A 21771-nucleotide genomic window follows, 5' to 3' on the forward strand; every position below is an offset into this window, starting at 1 on the left:
GCTCTTAATCATGATTGAGTTGTTATGAATCCAAGTTACGCTGCGATATTCTCTGTACAATCTTTAGAGTTGAATCAACACTATCGAACTGCGCCTGATACTTCTGGCGAACAGATACCCAACACTCAACAAGAAACACTGACGCTTCCGTTACAGTTTCACCAAGACCTCGAAAAAGCATTTGCGCCGTTAGTTATTACCCAAATCGTTAAAGCAACGAGTATTAGCTGGCAAGAGGGCTGCTTAGGCTTACCAAGCGATAAGCTCGATGGCGAACAGAAAAAACAACTTTGGTCTTTAATCGGTGAACAACTTGATAAGCTTTAAACCTGTCGATGCAACCTATATTAGCCAGTTAATGGCTATCGAAAACGCCTGCCATAGTCACCCTTGGACAGAGAAAACCATGCTGTCGTGTTTAGCTGGGCGTTATTTTAACCTAGCCGCTTTTCAAGGTGATGAGATGCTAGGTTTTTATATCGGTGAACAAGCGGGCCCAGATTACACTTTAATGGATATTTGTGTTGCGCCGAAGTATCAAGGGCAGGGCATTGCTAAGCAGTTGTTAAATGCATTTATTGAGCACGGCGAGCAGCACCAAGCTGAAAACCTATTCTTAGAAGTGCGTGAGTCGAATGCTCCTGCTATTGGCTTGTATGAAAGCGCTGGCTTTTCACATATGTCGGTGCGCAAGAACTACTACCCAACCGCGACAGGCAACGAAGACGCTATTTTAATGGGTATGAGCTTTAGCCTTTAAGATGCTTCTTCAAGGGCATTGATAAGCGCATCGTAGCATTGCTCCACCTGTTCAGTTTGATTACTGCGTAGCGCATTTTCAAGCTGGCCCGCAGTCTTGTGAATAGCTTCAAAACTAAAACACCCTGCACTGCCTTTTAAGCTGTGTGCTAATGAACGTAGGGCTTCCCATTCTTTAGCTCGATACAACTGTACTACTTGGCTTAAATAATCAGGTAGTTTTGAACGATAGTTGTCGTTAATTTGTTGGAACTTTTCACTTTTTAGTAAGTTTTCCCACTTGTTTTGACTATCTTTTTCGATATGTAAGTAGCTTACAAGCACTTGCTCTAGGGCATCTTTGTCGATTGGTTTGGCGAGTGCTTCATCACAGCCAGCCTCTATGTAGGTGTCAACATCGGTTTTCATTACATTGGCCGTAAGCGCAATGATAGGTCCGTCATAGGCTGCGTGACGTAGCATTTGCGTTGCTTCTAAGCCACCCATTACTGGCATTTGCATATCCATGATGATCAGCTGATAATCATTAACTAATGCCATTTCAACTGCTTCAGCACCATTTTTCGCGATATCAGGCTCAAGCCCCCAGGTTTGTAACAGTAGTTTGATCAGCAATTGGTTATCTGGGTTATCTTCGGCCACTAGTATATTGGCATCAAAACTGTTTGCTGCAAATGAAAGCTGAACGTCTTTACTTGGCGATAGTTGCTCGTAGCTATGAATAAAGGCCTCGTACTTAAGCTGTTCGGCATTTAAGTGAGCAGCAACTTGTACGGTAAAACAACTGCCGTTTCCAGGTTCACTAATCAGTTGTACATCACCACCCAATAACTGGGCTAGGTTCTTTGAAATACACAAGCCAAGACCCGTACCACCAAAGCGGCGAGTTGTCGTTGCATCGGCTTGTTCAAACGGTTTAAATACCCGCTCGACTTCGCGCTCAGACATACCGATACCGGTATCTTGAATCGCAAATTGTAAATGCTGTTTTTCGCTGTTGTAGCTAATATCAATCGAGATACTGCCTTTCTCAGTGAACTTAACCGCATTGCTGGCAATATTGATCAAGATTTGTTTTAAACGTGTGGTATCGCTATTAATAGTTTTGGGTATTGGTAGCTTGTAGTTGATATTAAACGCCAGTTGCTTCTCATTAGCCAGTGGACGAATAATCGAATCAATATCATGAATAAGCTGCACTACATTACATGGCCCGCGCTCAACGGCGAGTTTTTCAGCTTCAATTTTTGATAAATCAAGAATGTTATTGATCAGCTCAAGCAAGTGCTTAGAGTTACGTAAAATGGTGCTTAAATGCTGCTCATCATTCACCGCATCCTTGTTGTGCAGAAGTTGCTCTGTAAAGCCCATAATTGCGGTAAGTGGGGTACGAATTTCATGACTCATATTCGCTAAAAAGCGGCTTTTCAGTTGGTTAGCTTGCTCAGCTTGCGCAATGGCCACTTCTAGCTTGCTATTCATTGCTTCGAGGGCTTTAGTACGGCTTTCTACTTTTTCTTCTAGGTGATGTTTATATTCTTCAAGCTCGTCTTGGTAATGACGAATTTGGTTCACCATGTGATTAAAGTCATTAAAAAGCACACCTACTTCATCGTTTGTATGGGCGGGCAAATACACCGATAAATCACCATCCCCAACTCGATGACTTGCAGCCCCTAATAATTCGACTGGGGTGAGTAGTAAGTTGCGCACCACAATGTAGATCAAAATAGGCAGTGAAATCACCGAAATAATAACAATTAATGCAGTAATTAAACTGATGGCTTTACCTGATTGATATAGTAAATCTTTGGGAGTGGTAGAGATAAAATAATCACCGTCGGTCATTTGTACCGCGTAGATGATGCGCTCTTCTTTATCGATGCTCGATAGCTCAATACTGGCTAGTTTGCCGTAATCGGCCAAACTCTTTATTTGTTCAAGCTCGTATTCACTTAGGTAACTGCCGCGTAGGTCATAGTCTGAGCTAAATAAAATTTGCCCTTTAGTAGTCAAAAACAAATTTAGGGTGTTATTAAAAGGCGCTTCTAAAATACTGGCATTTAATATCGAGGGTTCAACATGGACAACAATAAACCCAAGTTGCTGCGGCTGTTTTAAGTAGTAATCAATATTATAAATTGGGTGCACAAAGTACAGGCTAGTCGAGCCATCTTCTTTGGAGATCATAAATTGCTGTTGGCGCAAATTTGATTGCAGTACTTGATCAAAAAACGGGTAACTTTTCGGCGCAGGAGTTAATTGGCTTGAATAAAATGCATCGCTTTTACCATCTGGGGCAACATAGTTAATACTTACAATGTCAGGGTAAGCTTCTGAATAACTTGCAAATACATTCATTAATTCGCCAAGGCGTTCAATGTATTGATTTTTTGATTCAGGTTCGCGGGCTAAAAAGTCTGCCAATACAGGGGAGGTCGAAAGCAACCGAGTAATCGAGTGAAATGAGTCAATGTAATTGAAGATTTTTTGCTGCTGTTGCTCAACAAAGCGACTGACAATCAGCTCAGCTTGTTTTTTTGTTGAATTGGTCACATTGGTTAACGTAAAGCCACCTAAAAACAACAAAGGTAAGATCACTAATGGTGTGATATACCATAATAATCGAATACTGAGCTTACTGGTTTTCATGACCTAAATTGATATCCCTCCGTGCAATTTATCAATAGTATGCGTTACAACTTGATTACACAAGCTTAGCAAAAAAGTGAACAACGAAAATCCTCAACGAAAGGTGAATAATTACTTACAATCGCTGCTTTTTTGGCTAAGACAAACAAGGTATAATACTTGGCAATTCTATTTTATTTTTACAGTGCGCACCGAGCTTTATAATTTATAAGGCAGTTAAGTGCGCTTTGTTATGACTAAAAGCAGCTTACATGTCTAATTTAACTACCGAAATTAATAAACGACGCACCTTTGCGATCATCTCGCACCCGGATGCGGGTAAAACCACTATTACAGAAAAAGTTCTGTTATTCGGACAAGCGATTCAAAAAGCGGGTACCGTAAAAGGTCGTGGCTCAAACCAGCACGCAAAATCAGACTGGATGGAAATGGAAAAAGAACGTGGTATCTCGGTAACTACGTCTGTTATGCAATTTCCTTACAACGAGCGTCTAGTTAACTTACTAGATACTCCGGGACACGAAGACTTCTCTGAAGATACTTATCGAACACTGACTGCGGTTGACTCATGCCTAATGGTAATCGACGCAGCGAAAGGTGTTGAGGATCGTACTCGTAAATTAATGGAAGTAACACGCTTACGTACCACACCTATCGTAACTTTTATGAATAAGTGTGACCGTGATATTCGTGATCCAATGGAGTTATTAGACGAAGTTGAAACTGAGCTAAACATTGCCTGTGCGCCAGTAACTTGGCCGATTGGTTGTGGTAAAGAGTTTAAAGGTGTTTACCACATTCACCGTGAAGAAACGATTTTGTATAGCACAGGTCAAGGCCACACAATTCAAGAAGTTCGCGTTATTAAAGGTTTAGATAATCCAGAACTTGATGATGCTATTGGCGGTGAGCTTGCTGAGCAACTTCGTGAAGAGCTAGAGCTTGTTATTGGTGCATCGCACGAGTTTGATTTAGATCTGTTCTTAGCTGGCGAATTATCACCAGTCTACTTTGGTACAGCACTTGGTAACTTTGGTGTTGACCATGTTCTTGATGGCTTAACTGAGTGGGCTCCTGCGCCATTACCTCGTGAAACAGAAGACCGCCAAGTTGCAGCAACTGAAGATAACTTCTCTGGTTTCGTATTTAAAATCCAAGCGAACATGGACCCTAAACACCGTGACCGTATCGCCTTTATGCGTATTGTATCTGGCAAATATAGCCAAGGTATGAAAATGAACCATGTACGTATTGGTAAGCAAGTCAGTATTTCTGATGCGGTAACCTTCATGGCTGGTGACCGTGAGCGAGCGCAAGATGCTTACGCAGGTGACATCATTGGTTTACACAACCACGGTACAATTCAAATTGGTGATACCTTCACGCAAGGTGAAAAAATGAAGTTTGGTGGTATTCCTAACTTCGCGCCAGAATTATTCCGTCGTATTCGCTTAAAAGATCCATTAAAACAAAAGCAATTGTTAAAAGGCTTAGTTCAGTTATCTGAAGAAGGTGCTGTGCAAGTATTTAGACCGCTTATCAATAACGACCTAATCGTTGGTGCGGTCGGTGTACTTCAGTTTGACGTAGTTGTTGCGCGCTTAAAAGCAGAATACAACGTTGATGCGATTTACGAAGGTGTGAGTGTTAACACTGCACGTTGGGTAAGCTCAGACGATACCAAAAAGCTTGAAGAGTTTAAGCGTAAGTGCGAAAGCAACTTAGCGCTTGATGGTGGCGATAACCTTACTTATATCGCGCCAAGCCGTGTAAACCTAAACTTGTCGATGGAACGCTATCCAGATATCAAGTTTAACCATACACGCGAAAACTAATACGCTAAGTCTGCTTCAAATTTAAGTGCCCGTACAGCGGGCCATAAAGGTAAAAATTACAATGAATATTCGTACTCTTTTAATCGACAAAGCAATTGCTGCTATGGTTGCAGCAGGGTTACCTGAAGACACTAATCCAGCGGTAACACAAAGCACACGTCCACAGTTTGGTGATTACCAAATCAATGGCGCAATGGGCGCGGCTAAAAAATTAAAATCAAACCCGCGTGAACTAGCACAAAAAATTATCGATAACCTAGACCTTGCAGATATCGCAGAAAAAACTGAAATCGCGGGCCCAGGTTTTATCAATATTCACCTAAAGCCTGAGTTTTTATCAGCTAGCTTAAAAGCGGCAAACGAAGACGAAAAGCTAGCAGTTGCGCCTCATGCAACAGCGCAAAAAGTGGTTGTTGATTACTCATCACCTAACCTTGCTAAAGAAATGCACGTAGGCCACTTACGTTCAACCATCATTGGTGATGCAGTTGTTCGTGCCCTTGAGTTCCGTGGTGATGAAGTTGTTCGTCAAAATCACATGGGTGACTGGGGTACTCAGTTTGGTATGTTAATCGCGCACTTAGAAGATCAAATCAACCAAGGTGTAGACTTAGAGTCTGTAGCGCTGGCCGATCTTGAAACCTTCTATCGTGATGCAAAAAAACGCTTTGATGATGAAGAAGGGTTTGCCGACAAAGCCCGTGATTACGTTGTTAAATTACAAGGCGGCGACGCACACTGTGAAAAACTTTGGAAGTTATTCATTGCCACTTCTGTAAAGCATTCTGAAGAAGTTTATAAGCGCCTAAACGTAACACTTACGCAAGATGACATCATGGCAGAAAGTGCTTACAACAGTGAACTTGCAAACATCATCGCACTATTAAAAGACAAAGATATTGCTGTTGAGTCTGATGGCGCACAGGTGGTGTTCTTAGATGAACTTGCTAATAAAGACGGCGAGCCTTCAGTGTTTATCGTACAGAAATCAGGTGGTGGTTTCTTATATGCAACAACTGACTTAGCTGCTTGTGATTACCGTTCAAATAAATTGGGTGCTGATCGCATCTTAATCTTTGTAGATGCACGTCAAAGCTTACACTTCAATCAAGTTGAGCTAACAGCACGTAAAGCAGGTTTATTACGTGATGAAACAAGTTATGAGTTCTGCCCATTCGGCACCATGATGGGTGAAGACGGTAAGCCATTCAAAACTCGTACTGGCGGTACCGTTAAGCTTGCTGATTTATTGGAAGAGTCAATCACTCGTGCAGCAGCTAAACTTGCTGAGCGTGAGTCAGACTTAAGCGATGAAGAGCGTAGCGAAATTGCCCGTAAAGTAGGTATTGGTGCTGTAAAATATGCGGATCTTTCTAAGCACCGTACGAGCGACTATATCTTCAACTGGGACACTATGCTGAGCTTTGAAGGTGCGACAGCGCCTTACTTACAATATGCATACACACGTGTTCGCAGTATTTTCCGTAAATCAGGTATCGATGCAGCGTCATTAACTGCAGATGTTGCAATCAACGAGCCACAAGAAAAAGCGCTGGCACTTAAACTTCTTCAGTTAGAAGAAGTACTCGATCTAATGATCAGCGAAGCGACACCGCACGTATTATGTGGATACCTATACGAACTAGCAAGCCTATACATGACGTTCTATGAAGCATGCCCAGTTCTAAAAGAAGGTGTAGAGCCAAGTGTTCGTGATAGCCGTTTAGTACTGTGTAATTTGGTTGCGAAGACATTGAAGTCAGGATTGGATCTTTTAGGTATCGAAGTCATGGAGCAAATGTAATCACCGTCGTATTTTAACCTAATACTGCGTTGTCAAACCGACTGACCCTAATCACATACAAAACACGTATGCTCATAGGGATAAGTCGGTTTTCCGCCTTGTCTTAGGCTAAACTACTTAGGTGAATTCTGCTTCGTGTAGTTCGCTTTGAAAGCACTCCTACACTTGCAGATGATGTGCTTCGTAGGTTGGGTAGAGCGCAGCGAAACCCAACATAAATCGAAGGCCCTAGACTCTAGGCGCTAGGGGAGTAGCTTGTAGAACCTAGAACCTAGAACCTAGAACCTAGAACCTAGGACCTAACTTCGTAGGTTGGGTAGAGCGTAGCGAAACCCAACAAAATTGACAGCTCAATAACCTTGATTAATCTTTAGCTGATAGCTGATAGCTGATAGCTGATAGCTGATAGCTGATAGCTGATAGCTGATAGCTGATAGCTGATAGCTGATAGCAGCGATAGAGGGAATTTTATGAAACTTGAAGATATTCGCCGTGAATATTTACAGGATGGTTTATCTGAAGACATGCTTGATGCGTCTCCAATCAAGCAGTTTGAAAAATGGCTTGAGCAAGCTGTTGCCACTAATTTGCCTGATCCTACAGCGATGGTCGTAGCAACGGTTGATGAGCATGGTCAGCCTTCGCAGCGTATTGTGCTGTTAAAGCATCTTGATGAAAGTGGCTTTGTGTTTTTTACCAATACTGGCTCGCGCAAAGCACAGGAGCTTAAAGATAATAACAAAATTTCTCTGCACTTTCCGTGGCACCACATGGAGCGACAAGTCATTGTTTATGGTGAAGCTAAACCTTTACCAACAACTGCTGTGGCTAAGTACTTTTTATCGCGTCCTAAAGAAAGCCAGTTAGCTGCATGGGCATCTCAGCAAAGTCGTCCTGTGTCATCACGTAAGGTATTAATGGAAACATTTTCGAAAATGAAGCAAAAGTTTTCTGAGGGTGAAATTCCACTGCCTGATTTTTGGGGAGGCTATTGTGTTGAGCCTACTAAAATCGAATTTTGGCAAGGCGGAGCACACCGCTTACACGACCGCTTTATGTATCAACGCCAAGCCGACGGTAGTTGGCAGTTTGGTCGTTTAAATCCGTAAATGCGTTTTATCGATTCCCACTGCCACCTTGATTTTAGCGAATTTGATGAGACTCGCACAGAGCTCATCAAGGCATGCAAGCAAGTAGGGATCGAGCATTTTATTGTGCCGGGTGTGAGCTTGGCACAATCTACAAAACTATTCTCTTTTGCTAAATCAGAGCCAAGTATTTCAGTTGCTTTAGGCTTACATCCTTATTTTTTATCTGACCACCAAGCTCATCACCTCGCTGAACTAGAGCAATTAGCGAAAACCCATACTGGGCAGTTTATTGCCATCGGTGAGTGCGGCCTTGATCGCAGTATCGACAACCTCGATAAACAAACGCAGCTTTTTGAAGGGCAGATAGAGCTTGCCAACCAACTCGCTTTACCACTGATTGTACATCACAGACAAAGCCATGACTTAATTGCTCGCTCATTTAAGCGTCGCAAGCCAAAGTATGGAGGTGTTATTCATGCCTTTTCAGGTTCAGAGCAACAAGCTCATAGTTATATTAAACAAGGGTTTAAGCTTGGTGTTGGTGGCGTGATTAGTTACCCGCGCGCTGCTAAAACTCGTAAAGTTATAAGCACAATTGAACCGCAATATTTAGTGCTTGAAACCGACTCGCCATCAATGCCGCTAGCTGGTTTTCAAGGGCAGATTAATACACCACTTAAGGTGCGCGATGTGTTTGCTCATCTATGCGAGCTTAAAGGCGCGACAGGGGATGCAAAGCAGCAATTGGCTGCTGAACTTTATGATTCTTGCTCTGCGCTTTTTTTGATGTAACGGTTGATTTGCCAGTGTTTTAAGCCGCGGCCTAACTGCCAAGTAAAAATACAGGTGATCACTAACATTAATAACACTTGGCGACCTAAATCATGAAAACTACTGTGACTGGTCGCAATAGAAGCCTGCGTTAAATAGGTAATCGACACAAAACCAATTGGCCTTTCATCATCACTTATCACCGGCTCTACAAATGGGGTTTTAAGCTTGCTGATACCCGGCGTTGAATCAGGTAATAAACCAAAAGTGTGGTGACTTTGCCAATTATCGCTGGCCGCAATTTGAATACCTTGTTGATCGTAAATCGTTGCCGCTAACACATACTCATCTTCAGCAATATGATTACACAAAGCATTTAACTCTGGTTTGTTTTTTTCTTGCAGTGGGGTTTTTGCATTTAGTGCCATAAACTTGGTTAAGCTTATCGCGGTGCTGTCAGCACTATCATAAAGTAATTGGTGGCTTTGAAAGCTACTATTCATGGCAACCCAACTTAACAGCACAAAACAGGCTGCAGCCAAGCTCAAGCGCACAACACGTTGGCGATAAGTGGCTGAAAAGGGAATTTTAAGTTGGTTATTTTTCATAGTCACCGTATACGTTACTGACAGCTTTTAAATTTGATGGTACAACATGATAACTTTAACAGCCCCTTGAGTGCGAGTGCCAAATGCACAACCAAGGACAGACATAAGTCTAATGTGGAGCCACTATGTCACAGCTTAGCTTAGCTGCTACACCTTCAGCAAATTTAGCAGAACAAATCAGCCTAAATTGCTGGTATAAAATTGAAAACAAACACCTTATTACAACAGACTTTACGCCAAAAGCAAATCAAGGCGTGTTCAGTGTTGCCTTTGGTAATGAGCTTAATGCTGAGCAATTACTTGCTATTAGCGATTTTTTAGCAGCGCAAGGGTTTAGCAATTTATCGCTTTGTTGTTATCAGCCAATCTCAGACATGCCAGTAGCGTGGAGCTTTCATAGCGATACAACAACAGTACTTAGCCCACTAGTATTAGTTGAGTTTGCTAAGCAATTGGGTATTCAACTGGTGCAATTAACAAATCCACCCACGGTGAATGAACCAGGTTTACTGCTGATGGATATGGACTCAACAGCCATTACTATCGAGTGCATCGATGAAATTGCGCGCCTTGCCGATGTGTATGACGAAGTTGCCGCTGTAACCGCGCAAGCAATGGCTGGTCAACTGGACTTTGCACAAAGCTTAAAGCAGCGTGTCGCTAAACTTGAAGGTATCGATGTTGACTTAATCGATGGCTTAAAAGCACGTTTACCACTTATGCCGGGTGTGAGTGAATTATGCCAATTCTTAAAGCAACATAATTGGCATTTAGCCATTGCATCAGGTGGTTTTGTGCCATTTGCTGAACAAGTACAGTCACTGCTTGATTTAGATGAAGTGCATGCCAATACCCTTGAATTTAAAGATAACCGTTTAACAGGCAAGGTCATAGGCACGATTGTTGATGCTGAAGAAAAAGCCCGTGTACTTAAACGAATCGAACAAAAGCTTACCTTAAACAATCGCCAAACTCTTGCTATGGGTGATGGTGCGAACGATTTGAAAATGATGGCTGCGGCAGGGCTTGGTGTTGCTGTGCATGGTAAACCTAAAGTAGTTGAGCAAGCACAAACTGCAATTAATGAAGGCTCATTACTGCAAGTTGTTTACTTACTCTCTCTACCGTTAGATTACTCGCTTTAACCAAGTCGCTTTGCGTTTACTCATTTCATTGATCAGCCTTTGGTCAATATCAAAATGGGTAAGCGCTTCTTCGGTTATATCAATTAAATCACCCACACCAGCTACTGCCCATAGAGCTTCTTCTAAGTCTTTCGCTTTATGTAATGCGTACTGACTAATGTATTTGAGTTCATTCGCTAAGTAATCAATATCAGGGCGACCAGTTCGTGATACATATAAACGAAATACAAAGACTAAATCGTTTTTCAGGGCTTTTTTCACAAACAAAGTTTGTGGTTTGTAATCATCTTCACTAATACAGCGGCTGGTAATTGCATCGCTTATTTCGGCTTGGCGCGGATCAAAGCGAACAAACAGGGTAAATGGCAGAGGTGGGTCTTGGCGACTTCGGTCTTTGATCAACGGGGTGATCACTTCTGTAATTTGATCCGTTGATAAGAATCCGTCGATGCTGGTTGTTTCGTTCAATAACGCAAAATTTTGTAGTAGTACATGAAGAGGGCTTGGATATAAGCCTTGGCCAATAGCGCCAGCTTTAAAGTGGGCTGCTTCTTTATGTAAATAAAACGGGAATTGGCATACGCTTTTGGTAACCATATTTCTGAGTGCAGTTGATAGCCCCGGAATTTTAGGGGTTTCTTCACAAACACGTAATTTGTCTTTGTTGTTATCGATTAATACGGTGAAAAACTTAATCGCCATATGCGGTAAGTCACCAACTTTATGCACTTTTAAATTTACTGTTGTCAGTGATTTACTTATAGCCATTACTTCATAAGCCAGATTTGTTAAGTCGTGCTTTTTGGTAATTTTTTGCAAATCAGGCAAGTTTAGTTTGATGATATCGCCTTTTTTGAACTCAACCGGTTGGTCGCATTCAATTTGCAAGCCCATCACAGATAAATCACGAGTATGGCCTGTAATTGATTGCTCATGATGTTCAATGCTGATAGCTGTTTTGTATAAATAGCGTTTATGAGCACGAAGGTTCACATACTCAAGCGCCACAGGCTCTAAATGAGGAGGCGTTTTATGCTTACTGTGACCAAACTGTTTAAGTTGGTTTACCGCATCTTTATTATAATCAAGCTGTTGGTATGTTTGTTGTTCAAACTTAGTACCCACCGAAGTCAAAATCAGTAGATATTTAACATCTTTAATCAACCCCTGCACCCGTGGTGTCGGTGGCTTATTTAGTTTTTCGATGTTTTTACCAGCACTGCTTGGTAGCGATAGCGGAATATACGAATCTTCCGGATGGCTTGGCATCAACTGAAGCTTAAAGCATTGCCAGCTGTCTTTTTGGCTACCAAAGCCGAAAAATAAATCTCTCAGTTGTGGTTGGCTATCAAGCTCAGTTCGCGTAGCTGAGTAGTAATAAATTTTGCCAGCAACGGTATGAGTGAAGGTATACAGGTACTCTTCTTTTACCGCATCAGGTGAACTGAGCAAGTGACCTAAACGTTGCTGATTGATAATGCTATATAAGCATGACAACTTACGCTCATCACAAAAATAGCGCTGAATAAAAATGTTATTTTCTGTGGTTAACGCAAGGCTAGGATAAAGTTTGTCGCCTTGTAAGCTTAAAAATGTATAAAATGAGGTAACACGTGGAATGTAGTATTGCTCGTAGCCTTTTGATACAACCGCATCTAAGGTATTGTCTAAGTTCACTTTATAGCGACGTTTATTACCGTGAATAAAGCTCTCTAAGAACTCATCAAACTTATCATTATTTTCAATAAAGGTGCGTTTTAAGCGTACATGGTTGTATTCACGAGATACTTTTTCTACCGCAACTACTTCATATTGAATTCCGTTTTTTAAGCCCAGTTCAAAATCTTGCTCTAGGCCAACTAAGCGCAGACCAATTAATTGGCCTTTTTTAACTTTATACCGTGGTGCTAACTTGATTTTTGCGCCACTTAAAGAGATATCAGAGGTAGAAGCGGCAACCTTATTGTCTTTATCTAGTTCAACGGTAATTTTAATTGAGTAGTTCATCCGCTCTTCGCGGCGACTTTCATAGGATGCAAACTTAATGACTTTAGCTGACTGCTCTGTCGTGGCACTATCGTCAGTTAAAGCTTGTTCAGCGGCCTTTTTTTGCATTACGCGGTGATTATTTTCGGTATTCATTACCGCTTCGTAAACGGCAAGGGTGTAACCACCGTGGCGCTTTATAGCATCTTCAAACACTTCAATGGCGGTATCGTCCATAAAGTGTTGCTTACCATCATATTCGTAGGGTTTGACTTGGCCGGTTACCTGGCCACGTAAATCAATAAAGCGTGCTACAGGCTGAGATAAGCGCGACATTTCCATTTTGATCAGAAACTGCTCTGGCTTTGTTAAGCTAGCTGTCTTTGATTTAAACAGTTTGTCGAACTGGGGAGTGCCTAAATGTGCCTTTAGTTCTTCAACTAGGCTTTCATATTTAAGCAGTATGTCTTCAGCCATTTATAAAACCATCACCGTCTATCTAAAAAAGTAGGTATACTAGCTGGCTATTGAAAGCCAAGCAGTGTAACTAGTTTTTTATTTTATTAGTTATTGTTATATGTATTCGCCAATTAAATGGCAAGCACTGTAAAGTTTTATTTGTAAGCAAAAACTGTGCCCTTAACCATTTCTTAATTAAGCACTTAGCATGATTAAGCGTTTTTCATGGGGCAAGTTACAGCATATTATCTTTTGTGACTACAAAAGTGACTCTAGATTAATTACCTGAGTCATATGTTTTACTTTAGCTATTATATGCTTGAAAATACAGAAATAGTCACAAAACAGCGACCAAAATAGGTAAGGCCGAATGGCAAAATCAGCAAAAATCGAATTTGTCTGCACTGAGTGCGGCATGAACTATCAGCGCTGGCAAGGTCAGTGTAAGTGTGGAGCGTGGAATACGCTGGCAGAATTTAAGCCTTCAGCGGGGCAATCGAAGCAAGCGGCAAGCCGTGCGGCAGTGGCAGGTTATGCCGGTATCGCTAGCGGTGGTTCAAAGAAAATCAATGAAGTTGCGACCACTGAGGCCGAAAAACGCCTCACAGAAATAGGTGAGCTAGACAGGGTATTAAGTGGTGGCGTAACCACAGGCTCTGTTAACATTATTTCTGGCGACCCAGGTGCTGGTAAAACCACCTTGCTGTCAGATTTAGTCGCACGTATGTCAAAGTTAATGCCTTCTTTATACTGCACAGCCGAAGAGTCTCTATCGCAGTTTAAAAACCGTGTGAATCGCTTACGTTTAGATTACAACGAAGACGAGCTTTACTTGCTGTCTGAAACCAGTGTTGAAGCCATCATTGAAGAGCTTGATAAAAACAAAATTAAGTTCGCGGTTATTGACTCAATTCAGGCCGTGGTAACAGAAACGGCAAATGGTAGCCCTGGCTCACCCTCACAGGTAAAAAGTGCAGCGCAAGCTTTAACACAATATTGTAAGCAAAATGATGTCACTATGTTCATCATTGCTCATGTAAACAAAAATAACGAAATTGCTGGGCCGCAAACACTTGTACACATAGTCGATGCTTTATTACATATCGATACTAACGATGGCCAAGTCAGAACATTGCGTGCTAATAAAAACCGTTTTGGCGATATCGACACTGTGGGTATTTTTAGAATGTGTGAGCGCGGAATGTTGAGCGTTGATAACCCAAGCGAAATCTTTTTATCTGGTTCTAGTACCGAGTCTCCAGGCTCTGCTATTACCTGTATTCGTAAGGGCAACCGTAACTTACTACTCGAAATACAATGTTTAACCACAGAAACCGAAGCCGAATTCCCGCAGCGGGTGTGTGTTGGCTTGAATATGAATCGTATCAAGATGCTAACAGGTATTTTACGTAAGCACACAAAAACAAAAATCTTCCACGATACTTTTTTCAACATTGTTGGTGGTTTAAAAATCGATGAGTCAGAGACTTGTATCGATTTAGCATTGGTAGCAGCACTTTTAAGCAGCTTGAACGAATTTGTTGTACCGCGTACCACTTGTATTATGGGTGAGCTAAGTTTAAATGGTGATGTAAGACCAATCGACAGCGGCGTACCTCGAGTTAAAGAAGCTGCGCAACACGGTTTTACTGAGATCTTTATTCCATATCGTAATTACCATAAATCAATGGAAGGCCTTGGTGCTAAGATCACCCCAGTAAAAACCGTGCATGAGCTATTGTCGTTAATAAACTAAATACAATTTGATACACTGATAAAAAATTTACACCAATTAAAGGAAATAAAATGAAGAAGTTAATTATTGCAGCGGTTGTTGCTGCGGCTGTCGGTGGCGTAGCTTACGCAAATTACGCAGCTACACAGGAAGTGAAAAAGGTGGTTGATAAGCAAATCAGTGCGTTATCAATCCAAAGCGGTGTAGAAATTAAATACAGTGATATCTCAGCCAGTATTTTTGATAGCAGCATGCAGTTATCTGAGATCACGGTTTCAAATAGTTTAAGCAATGAGCCTGTTGCAACAATCGATAGTATTGATGTGTCGGGTTACGAAGTAGATGCGGTGCCGCCTCACACAGGTTTTGTTATGAAGAACTTTCGTTTTAGCGATGAATTTTTAGCGCAGCTGCCAGAAAACTCTAATAACAAGCTAGCATCAACAAGCTATAACGTTGACTCATCGCTTGATTATAATAAAGATTCAGGTGATAGCGACTTTGCTCTTAAAGTGACTGCAAATGAGGTGGCTGACGTTAACTTTAATCTTGGTTTAGCTAAAACTACAGCGCTGATGGAAGCATCACTCGCTGTTAGCCAGATGCAAAATGAAGCAGCTGATGGTCAGCTTACTTTAGAGCAGCAGTTACAACAGCAATCGAAGATGATGGCAGCCCTCACTCAGTTAGAGCCACGTAGCATCAATATGTCGATTGCTGATGAAGGTGAGCTTAAAGCGGTTGTTGATAGCTTCTTAACTGCGCAAGGTATGACTCATGAGCAATTTAAGCAAGTCGTTGCGATGCAATTACAGCAAGTACCAGTGAGCGAAGAGCTTGCTACAGCGATTAGTAACTTTGTGAATGGTTTATCGTCTTTCTCTGTATCAGCTAAATTACCTGAAGGTAAAACTATGATGGAGATTAATCAGCAAATTCAAATGCTGATGGGTCAACCTGAAGAGCTTGCGAAATTTATCAACCTACAAGCAAGCGGCGAATAATCTCAAGCCTCTTTTGTAAACCTAACCTTAAAGTGACGAGTGATTTAACTTACTCACTTTAAGGTTGTTTTTTATCTGCATCACACCTTGGCTGTGTTCTAAAAATTTCTGTGCTAAAGCGCGTTGAAATCCCGTTTCTGCAACACCTTTTAGTTCAACAGTTTCACCCTCAACAATCACTTGTAAGTTTTCAATGTGAAAGTTAGGGTTACGAGTTAACTTCTGCAATGCCATTTGCTGTAAGCGCGGTTGCGCAGATGTGCTTGTTGTTAGCACACTAGTATTGGCGCTCACAGTCGTTGCGCAAGCAAGTAAAAACATACAACTCAATAAAGTAAGTACTACGGTTAATTTGAAGCGGCTCATACAATTCCCTCGTTAATCTAGTCTGCTGTGAACTATTGCTGAACCTGTTACAATTATTATTCCAACATTTAAGTTGTTGAATTTTATTGGTTTGTTTTTGTGGGTGTGATGTGTGGGCAATAAAGTGTGAACTAATTACACAGTTAATAAGTAAAAAGGGTATGGCACAAAAATGCCGAGACAAGCTCGGCATTTTCACAGTTATGTTGTTAAAGTTAAAACTACTTCTTCTTCGTTTTAGCTTTGGCTTTTTTCTTTGCCTTCATTTTTACTGGATCTTTTTTCTTTTTAGATGGGATCTTCGCTTCTTTGTGCTGTGGCTCAAGCCCTTTAATTACTCGGCGTTTCAATTTTTGCTCAATGTAGCGCTCCACTTTACCAACAATTGCCACGTCATGAGCTTCAATAAATGAAATCGCAATGCCTTTTTTACCTGCACGACCAGTACGTCCAATACGGTGTACGTATACGTCTGCGGTACGTGGCATATCAAAGTTGATAACATGGCTGATATCAGCAACATCAATACCACGAGCAGCAACATCCGTTGCAACTAAGATATTGTAGCGACCAGAGTGAAAGTTCTCCATCGCTTTCATGCGCTTGTCTTGTGGCATTTCACCACGTAACCAAGCTACACGAAGGCCTTCGTTGTTTAGCTCACCAACTAATGTTTCTAGGCGCTCACGAGTTTTTACAAATACAATTGCTTTATGAATGTCGTCACCATTTAACGTTTCAACCAACATTTTTAGCTTGTGATCGTAGTCGTCCGCAAGGTGAACCCATTGATGGATTTTGCCTTTTTCTTTGCGTGAAGATTCGGCTTCAAGCAGTGCTGGGTCGTTTAAGATACGTTCTGCAAATAACTCAACGCTGTCACCTTCAAGGGTCGCTGAGAATAAGAAACATTGACGGCGGTTACGTGCTTCATCACAAATACGTAGCATTTCTTTACGAAAGCCCATGTCTAGCATGCGGTCAGCTTCATCAAGAATAAGCATTTCAACGTTTTCAGCATGGAAGTTCTCTGTTTCGAGATACTCCATTAAACGCCCTGGTGTGGCAATGAGAATATCGTTATTGCTTTCGAAAATTTCTCTGTGTGTCCCGTAGTTTATACCACCTGTTACAACCCCTATTTTAAGGTGGGTTTGTGCTGCTAGTAATTCACATTGCTCATGAATTTGATAAGCAAGCTCACGGGTTGGTGTCATGATCAATACGCGCGCAAAGCCAGGATCGCGACGCGGGAAATCAAGCAAGTATTGAATTGCAGGGATCAAAAACGCGGCTGTTTTACCCGTACCAGTAGGGGCAGATGCCAAAATATCACGACCTTGAAGTGCTTCAGGGATCGCTTGTTGTTGAATACTGGTAGGCGTATCAAAACCCATTTTATTAATGGCATTTAACAGCTTGTTATCGATATCAAATTCAGAAAATTGCATAGAGTGACATAAATAGAGGACAATTGAGCCTAATTATACGCGTTAACGCGGCTGTGGTGAATGAAAAGGTGAAAAAATGTCAGGCTTTGTGTTTAAACAATTTACGGTAACGCAAACACGCACGGCGATGAAAGTGTCGACCGACGGTATTTTGTTAGGTGCTTGGGCTGATGTGAGTGGTGCTAAGCGTATTTTAGATATTGGCACAGGTACAGGGCTGTTGGCGCTAATGGCAAAACAAAGAGCGCCTGAAGCAAAAGTAAGTGCCATCGAAATTGACGCGGGTGCCTGTAATGATGCCCGAGATAACTTTGCGGCTAGCCCATGGCCTGATATAAACCTTTTTGAAGGTGGTGTGCAGTCGTTCAGCGCAGCAGAGCCTTTTGATGCGATCATCACCAACCCGCCGTATTTTAATGCGAGCCTAAAAGGTGAAAACGTTGCTCGAAATACTGCCCGCCATACTGACGGCCTTAGCTTCAGCGAATTAATAGCAGCGTGTACTAAGCTTAGCCACGGCAAAACGCTTTTGAATGTGATTTTGCCTTGCGTAGAGGCAAAACAATTCATTGCGATAGCAGAGCAAGCTGGCTGGTACTTAAATCGCCATTGTTTGGTTCGCACCACTGAAAAAAAACAGCCAAGTCGCAGCCTATTGTTACTCAGCCAAAGCAGCACTGAATGCGAAACATCATCGTTAACTATACATGCCGCAGACGGCAGCTATAGCCAAGACTATAAAGAGCTCTGTAAAGCTTTTTACCTAAAGATGTAATGGTTATTCAGCTATGCTCGCTTCAAGGCCATCTTCACTTAAGAGTAAGGTATATGACTGCCCATATGATGCGTTGCAGATTGAGACAGGTTCATAAACTCGCTTATCTTCATCATTGAGCTTTGATACTTTTAAATCATCAGCACAGTCATCAATGTGGTACCAGTAACTTAATTGATTTTGATATAAATTGACGATTTGATTTTCGATTTTTAAGCGAAGGTTTTCAGTTGCGAGAATACGTATAGCAAAAAAGTCATCTTTATCATCATTAGCTTTTTTTACTAGAGTTAAACGAAGCTTTTCTTCATTTTGCCAAGCCACAAAATGATAAGGTTGATTTTGCTCTACCTGATACATCTGTGTGGCTGAGTTAGTTATGTCGCTGTGATCGACTACATAAAATGAAATACGGCTACGTTCATTGTGAGCATGTGTTACATCAACGGGAAGTGATTGCGATGCAAGCGTGTCAACATAGTATTGAGAGTCTTTAACTTCTTGAGCATCACCAAACAGGTCAGTGTTTGCCATGTAATAGTCCACTTCTAAATCAGTGGTATTTACGAGTGTGTAATTGTTCTCATACATTTCATCGCCAAAGTTATGAGTTTCTTCAACTTCTAATTCATCACAACCAGTTAGCAAAATACTTGCGGCAATCATTATAGGTAGCGCACTTTTCATTGTTATTCCTTTTACAAATGAAGGAGCTGATTAGCATACTTACTAAGTTATTATACCTTTATTGGTTTTTAAATTGTACCGGTGGCTGTAATTGCATTACTTCATCAAGCTGAATTTGTTGCACATATTCAAGCTCTAATAGGGCGTCTAACACGGCTTTACTGTGCGACTTTTCTATTTCGGCACTGCAAAAGTCAATAATGCTAAAGCGGCGTTTTATCAGCAGGCCGTTGATTTCAGGTAAAGGATGTGTGGTTTCAATTAGCACGCGGGTCGTAGGGCAGGGGTCGGCATAGCCTGAACGTAATAACTTTTTTAAATTAAACAAGTTATCATCGAGCCGACCCAGCTCAATGGCGGCTTTAGCGCTATCAGGAATAAATAATGGCTCAGCAAAGCGATTTATTTTTATTTCGCCCGTGGCGTTAATTGTAGCTACCTGATTACTGTCGTAACTGACAATGTCACCGGTAATTAATGTGAATTGACTCATTGTGTTCCCTCGCAATGTTGTGTCGATTTCGGAGCTTAGTAAAATGGTGTGTTTGGTTAAGCCCTGATATAGTGCCAAAGTCTTAAGTTTTATACGAGTTTTTTATGTTCCGTTTATCAATTGTTTTATCTGCCTTATTATTTTCTCAGTTGAGTTTTGCTGCATTGACGCCTGTCGGTCTTTGGAAAACTATTGACGAAGAAACGAATGAAGCGAAATCTTTAGTACGTATTAGTGAGCAAGATGGTGTGTTGGTTGGTAGTGTTGAAAAAATCCTTAACCCAGCCAAGCAAGACGCAATCTGCGAAGAGTGTAAAGGTGATAAGAAAAATCAGCCTATTTTAGGGTTACAAATTATAGAAGGCGCTACAGATGCTGGCGATGGTAGCTGGCAAGAGGGTGAAATTCTAGACCCAAACAATGGTAAAACCTATACCCTTAAACTGACCCCACAAGAACAAGGTAAGGTGCTTGAAGTACGCGGATATATTGCATTTTTCTATCGTAATCAATATTGGCAACGTGTTGAATAACCATTAAAAAAGCCAAGCGATGCTTGGCTTTTTTATTCATGACTTACAAGCTTTCGCTGTACTCAGTCATGACTTGTTCAACCCAGCTTGCGATACGCTCATCGCTGAGCTCGTATTGACTGTCTTCATCAAGGGCTAAGCCAACAAATTGTTTACCATCTTCAGTGAGTGCTTTTGAAGCCTCAAATTCATAACTTGCATCGTTAGTCCATTTGCCTAACAAGGTAATGCTTTGATCACAAATTTCATCGTGTAACATGCCAAGCGCGTCTTGGAACCACTGACCATAACCTTGTTGATCGCCCATACCAAACAGAGCCACGGTTTTGCCGTTTAGGTTAACATCTTTAATGTCGTCCCAGATTGATTCCCAATCTTCTTGCAACTCACCAAAATCCCAAGTTGAAATGCCGAAGATCACGAAATCAAATTGCTCTGCATTTTTTAATGGCTCATCTTTGATATTGTGAAGGCTCACTATGTCGTGACCAATAATATCGCGAATTTTCTCTGCCGCTATTTCTGTGTAGCAGGTTGTAGAACCATAAAATAAACCAATCTGCATCGTATTTATCACTGTGTATTTGCCTGATATGATAGGCGTAAGTTTACCGTAAGGTATAATCAATTGATACCTTGATAAGGATGAGAGTACGCGTGGCTGATAATAATTCACAAGCCCAAAAAGGTGTAATAACAGCAAAGAACGCCGAACATTTAGAGTTATTTTTAGATACGCTGTATCTTGAGCAAGGAGTCAGCGAAAATACACTCGCCGCTTATCGCAGCGACCTTGAAAAGTTTTGCCAATTTTTAAAAGATAAAGACCTACTAGCTGTTCGCTCTGATGATATTGAAGCGTATTTAGCATACCGTGTTGATTTAGGGCTAAAGTCGCGCAGCACTGCACGTAGCATCAGTGCGCTTAAGCGTTTTTATCAGTATTTTGTGCGCGAAAAAGCCATTGCCGATTCACCGATGGTCAATATTGCTCAGCCAAAAGCTGGGCAGTCATTACCAAAAACGCTGTCAGAAGCCGAAGTCGAAGCTCTGCTTGCAGCCCCAGACATAGAAGATCCTATGGGGCTTCGCGATAAAGCCATGCTTGAGCTGTTATATGCCACAGGGCTTCGCGTTACTGAGCTGGTGGGGCTCAGAATGGAGCAAATTAATTTGCGCCAAGCGGTGGTCTTTGTAAAAGGTAAAGGTAATAAAGAGCGTTTAGTTCCCCTCGGTGAAGAAGCAATGTACTGGCTTGAGCAGTTTTTAAAAGTGGGTCGTTCGCAAATGATTAAACATGCCACTGACTTTGTGTTCCCATCAAAGCGCGGGATTGGCATGACACGACAAACTTTTTGGCATCGCATCAAACACTATGCTATTTTGGCATCAGTTGAATCGCCGTTATCACCGCATACGCTCAGACACGCGTTTGCAACGCATTTGCTTAATCATGGGGCGGACCTTAGAGTCGTGCAAATGATGTTAGGTCACAGTGACTTATCAACAACACAAATTTATACCCATGTAGCGAATGAAAGATTGAAGTCGGTACACGAGCAACATCATCCACGTGCTTAGTGCAAGATTTTTAGAGATGTACCGGTCTATATAAAA

The 21771-nt window shown here is 41.6% G+C and carries 20 protein-coding genes; 12 read left to right on the forward strand and 8 right to left on the reverse strand.

Features of this window, described 5'->3' with window-relative positions:
- Positions 1-24: 24 nt before the first annotated feature.
- Together MTF66_RS31260 and rimI are read left to right on the forward strand one after the other, a co-directional pair.
- Positions 25-327 (forward strand): hypothetical protein, encoded by a 303-nt coding sequence (locus MTF66_RS31260; RefSeq protein WP_248529593.1) that lies wholly within the window; start codon positions 25-27, stop codon positions 325-327.
- Entirely contained in the window at positions 314-760 is a 447-nt protein-coding gene (gene rimI, locus MTF66_RS31265) for a ribosomal protein S18-alanine N-acetyltransferase (protein WP_054551230.1), read from the forward strand. The genes MTF66_RS31260 and rimI overlap by 14 nt, the downstream gene beginning before the upstream one ends.
- On the opposite strand, the gene MTF66_RS31270 is transcribed toward rimI, so the two are convergent.
- The gene (locus MTF66_RS31270) at positions 757-3411 is read right to left on the reverse strand and encodes a hybrid sensor histidine kinase/response regulator (protein WP_055020975.1); all 2655 of its coding nucleotides are present in this window, start codon (positions 3409-3411) and stop codon (positions 757-759) included. The genes rimI and MTF66_RS31270 overlap by 4 nt on opposite strands.
- 251 nt (positions 3412-3662) lie before the next feature.
- Between MTF66_RS31270 and prfC the strand changes: the two genes are divergently transcribed.
- The 4 genes from prfC (at position 3663) to MTF66_RS31290 (ending at position 8933) form a co-directional block, all read left to right on the forward strand.
- On the forward strand, positions 3663-5246 hold the full coding sequence (prfC, locus tag MTF66_RS31275; RefSeq protein WP_058585714.1) for a peptide chain release factor 3: 1584 nt from the start codon (positions 3663-3665) through the stop codon (positions 5244-5246).
- 61 nt (positions 5247-5307) lie between these two features.
- Positions 5308-7050, forward strand: a complete 1743-nt coding sequence (gene argS, locus MTF66_RS31280; protein ID WP_058585713.1) for an arginine--tRNA ligase — start codon at positions 5308-5310, stop codon at positions 7048-7050.
- Positions 7051-7520: 470 nt separating this feature from the next.
- On the forward strand, positions 7521-8159 hold the full coding sequence (pdxH, locus tag MTF66_RS31285; RefSeq protein ID WP_248529594.1) for a pyridoxamine 5'-phosphate oxidase: 639 nt from the start codon (positions 7521-7523) through the stop codon (positions 8157-8159).
- The gene (locus MTF66_RS31290) at positions 8160-8933 is read left to right on the forward strand and encodes a TatD family hydrolase (protein WP_248529595.1); all 774 of its coding nucleotides are present in this window, start codon (positions 8160-8162) and stop codon (positions 8931-8933) included. It begins immediately after the preceding gene.
- On the opposite strand, the gene MTF66_RS31295 is transcribed toward MTF66_RS31290, so the two are convergent.
- A complete protein-coding gene (locus MTF66_RS31295; protein WP_054560826.1) occupies positions 8900-9520 on the reverse strand; it encodes an AhpA/YtjB family protein in 621 nt (206 codons plus the stop codon). The two genes, MTF66_RS31290 and MTF66_RS31295, sit on opposite strands and share 34 nt — an antisense overlap.
- Positions 9521-9645: 125 nt before the next feature.
- Here MTF66_RS31295 and serB point away from each other — a divergent pair, with 125 nt between their 5' ends.
- A complete protein-coding gene (serB, locus tag MTF66_RS31300) occupies positions 9646-10665 on the forward strand; it encodes a phosphoserine phosphatase SerB (protein ID WP_248529596.1) in 1020 nt (339 codons plus the stop codon).
- Here the strand turns inward: serB and MTF66_RS31305 are convergent.
- Positions 10648-13128, reverse strand: coding sequence for a PilZ domain-containing protein (locus tag MTF66_RS31305; RefSeq protein WP_248529597.1), 2481 nt, complete (start codon positions 13126-13128; stop codon positions 10648-10650). The two genes, serB and MTF66_RS31305, sit on opposite strands and share 18 nt — an antisense overlap.
- A 352-nt stretch (positions 13129-13480) precedes the next feature.
- Between MTF66_RS31305 and radA the strand changes: the two genes are divergently transcribed.
- Both radA and MTF66_RS31315 read left to right on the forward strand, forming a co-directional pair.
- The gene (radA, locus tag MTF66_RS31310; RefSeq protein WP_054560823.1) at positions 13481-14866 is read left to right on the forward strand and encodes a DNA repair protein RadA; all 1386 of its coding nucleotides are present in this window, start codon (positions 13481-13483) and stop codon (positions 14864-14866) included.
- A gap of 50 nt (positions 14867-14916) precedes the next feature.
- On the forward strand, positions 14917-15849 hold the full coding sequence (locus tag MTF66_RS31315; RefSeq protein ID WP_062564892.1) for a hypothetical protein: 933 nt from the start codon (positions 14917-14919) through the stop codon (positions 15847-15849).
- 27 nt (positions 15850-15876) lie between these two features.
- On the opposite strand, the gene MTF66_RS31320 is transcribed toward MTF66_RS31315, so the two are convergent.
- Both MTF66_RS31320 and srmB read right to left on the reverse strand, forming a co-directional pair.
- Positions 15877-16215 carry a BON domain-containing protein gene (locus MTF66_RS31320; protein WP_248529598.1) on the reverse strand — a complete coding sequence of 113 codons (339 nt, stop codon included), beginning with the start codon at positions 16213-16215 and terminating at the stop codon, positions 15877-15879.
- 221 nt (positions 16216-16436) lie between these two features.
- Complete coding sequence (gene srmB / locus MTF66_RS31325) at positions 16437-17666, reverse strand: ATP-dependent RNA helicase SrmB (protein WP_248529599.1); 1230 nt, start codon at positions 17664-17666, stop codon at positions 16437-16439.
- A 76-nt stretch (positions 17667-17742) separates the two neighbouring features.
- Between srmB and MTF66_RS31330 the strand changes: the two genes are divergently transcribed.
- The gene (locus MTF66_RS31330; protein WP_248529600.1) at positions 17743-18441 is read left to right on the forward strand and encodes a tRNA1(Val) (adenine(37)-N6)-methyltransferase; all 699 of its coding nucleotides are present in this window, start codon (positions 17743-17745) and stop codon (positions 18439-18441) included.
- 3 nt (positions 18442-18444) lie between these two features.
- Here the strand turns inward: MTF66_RS31330 and MTF66_RS31335 are convergent, their stop codons facing one another.
- Entirely contained in the window at positions 18445-19128 is a 684-nt protein-coding gene (locus MTF66_RS31335) for a hypothetical protein (RefSeq protein WP_248529601.1), read from the reverse strand.
- A 58-nt stretch (positions 19129-19186) separates the two neighbouring features.
- The gene (locus tag MTF66_RS31340; RefSeq protein WP_054560817.1) at positions 19187-19621 is read right to left on the reverse strand and encodes a hypothetical protein; all 435 of its coding nucleotides are present in this window, start codon (positions 19619-19621) and stop codon (positions 19187-19189) included.
- 104 nt (positions 19622-19725) lie between these two features.
- Between MTF66_RS31340 and MTF66_RS31345 the strand changes: the two genes are divergently transcribed.
- On the forward strand, positions 19726-20154 hold the full coding sequence (locus tag MTF66_RS31345; protein WP_054560816.1) for a DUF2147 domain-containing protein: 429 nt from the start codon (positions 19726-19728) through the stop codon (positions 20152-20154).
- Between the two features lie 43 nt (positions 20155-20197).
- Here MTF66_RS31345 and fldB read toward each other — a convergent pair whose 3' ends face one another.
- Positions 20198-20719, reverse strand: a complete 522-nt coding sequence (gene fldB, locus MTF66_RS31350) for a flavodoxin FldB (protein ID WP_248529602.1) — start codon at positions 20717-20719, stop codon at positions 20198-20200.
- A 128-nt stretch (positions 20720-20847) separates the two neighbouring features.
- On the opposite strand from fldB, the gene xerD reads away from it, so the two are divergent.
- Positions 20848-21735 carry a site-specific tyrosine recombinase XerD gene (gene xerD, locus MTF66_RS31355; RefSeq protein ID WP_374237612.1) on the forward strand — a complete coding sequence of 296 codons (888 nt, stop codon included), beginning with the start codon at positions 20848-20850 and terminating at the stop codon, positions 21733-21735.
- Positions 21736-21771 lie beyond the last annotated feature (36 nt).

It is taken from the genome of Pseudoalteromonas sp. 2CM39R, from assembly GCF_023161845.1.

Coding starts and splice junctions, on each gene's coding strand:
- MTF66_RS31260 (WP_248529593.1), top strand. CDS start 25: ATGAATCCAAGTTACGCTGCGATATTCTCTGTACAATCTTTAGAGTTG.
- MTF66_RS31270 (WP_055020975.1), bottom strand. CDS start 3,411: ATGAAAACCAGTAAGCTCAGTATTCGATTATTATGGTATATCACACCA.
- prfC (WP_058585714.1), top strand. CDS start 3,663: ATGTCTAATTTAACTACCGAAATTAATAAACGACGCACCTTTGCGATC.
- argS (WP_058585713.1), top strand. CDS start 5,308: ATGAATATTCGTACTCTTTTAATCGACAAAGCAATTGCTGCTATGGTT.
- pdxH (WP_248529594.1), top strand. CDS start 7,521: ATGAAACTTGAAGATATTCGCCGTGAATATTTACAGGATGGTTTATCT.
- MTF66_RS31290 (WP_248529595.1), top strand. CDS start 8,160: ATGCGTTTTATCGATTCCCACTGCCACCTTGATTTTAGCGAATTTGAT.
- MTF66_RS31295 (WP_054560826.1), bottom strand. CDS start 9,520: ATGAAAAATAACCAACTTAAAATTCCCTTTTCAGCCACTTATCGCCAA.
- serB (WP_248529596.1), top strand. CDS start 9,646: ATGTCACAGCTTAGCTTAGCTGCTACACCTTCAGCAAATTTAGCAGAA.
- MTF66_RS31305 (WP_248529597.1), bottom strand. CDS start 13,128: ATGGCTGAAGACATACTGCTTAAATATGAAAGCCTAGTTGAAGAACTA.
- radA (WP_054560823.1), top strand. CDS start 13,481: ATGGCAAAATCAGCAAAAATCGAATTTGTCTGCACTGAGTGCGGCATG.
- MTF66_RS31315 (WP_062564892.1), top strand. CDS start 14,917: ATGAAGAAGTTAATTATTGCAGCGGTTGTTGCTGCGGCTGTCGGTGGC.
- MTF66_RS31320 (WP_248529598.1), bottom strand. CDS start 16,215: ATGAGCCGCTTCAAATTAACCGTAGTACTTACTTTATTGAGTTGTATG.
- srmB (WP_248529599.1), bottom strand. CDS start 17,666: ATGCAATTTTCTGAATTTGATATCGATAACAAGCTGTTAAATGCCATT.
- MTF66_RS31330 (WP_248529600.1), top strand. CDS start 17,743: ATGTCAGGCTTTGTGTTTAAACAATTTACGGTAACGCAAACACGCACG.
- MTF66_RS31335 (WP_248529601.1), bottom strand. CDS start 19,128: ATGAAAAGTGCGCTACCTATAATGATTGCCGCAAGTATTTTGCTAACT.
- MTF66_RS31340 (WP_054560817.1), bottom strand. CDS start 19,621: ATGAGTCAATTCACATTAATTACCGGTGACATTGTCAGTTACGACAGT.
- MTF66_RS31345 (WP_054560816.1), top strand. CDS start 19,726: ATGTTCCGTTTATCAATTGTTTTATCTGCCTTATTATTTTCTCAGTTG.
- fldB (WP_248529602.1), bottom strand. CDS start 20,719: ATGCAGATTGGTTTATTTTATGGTTCTACAACCTGCTACACAGAAATA.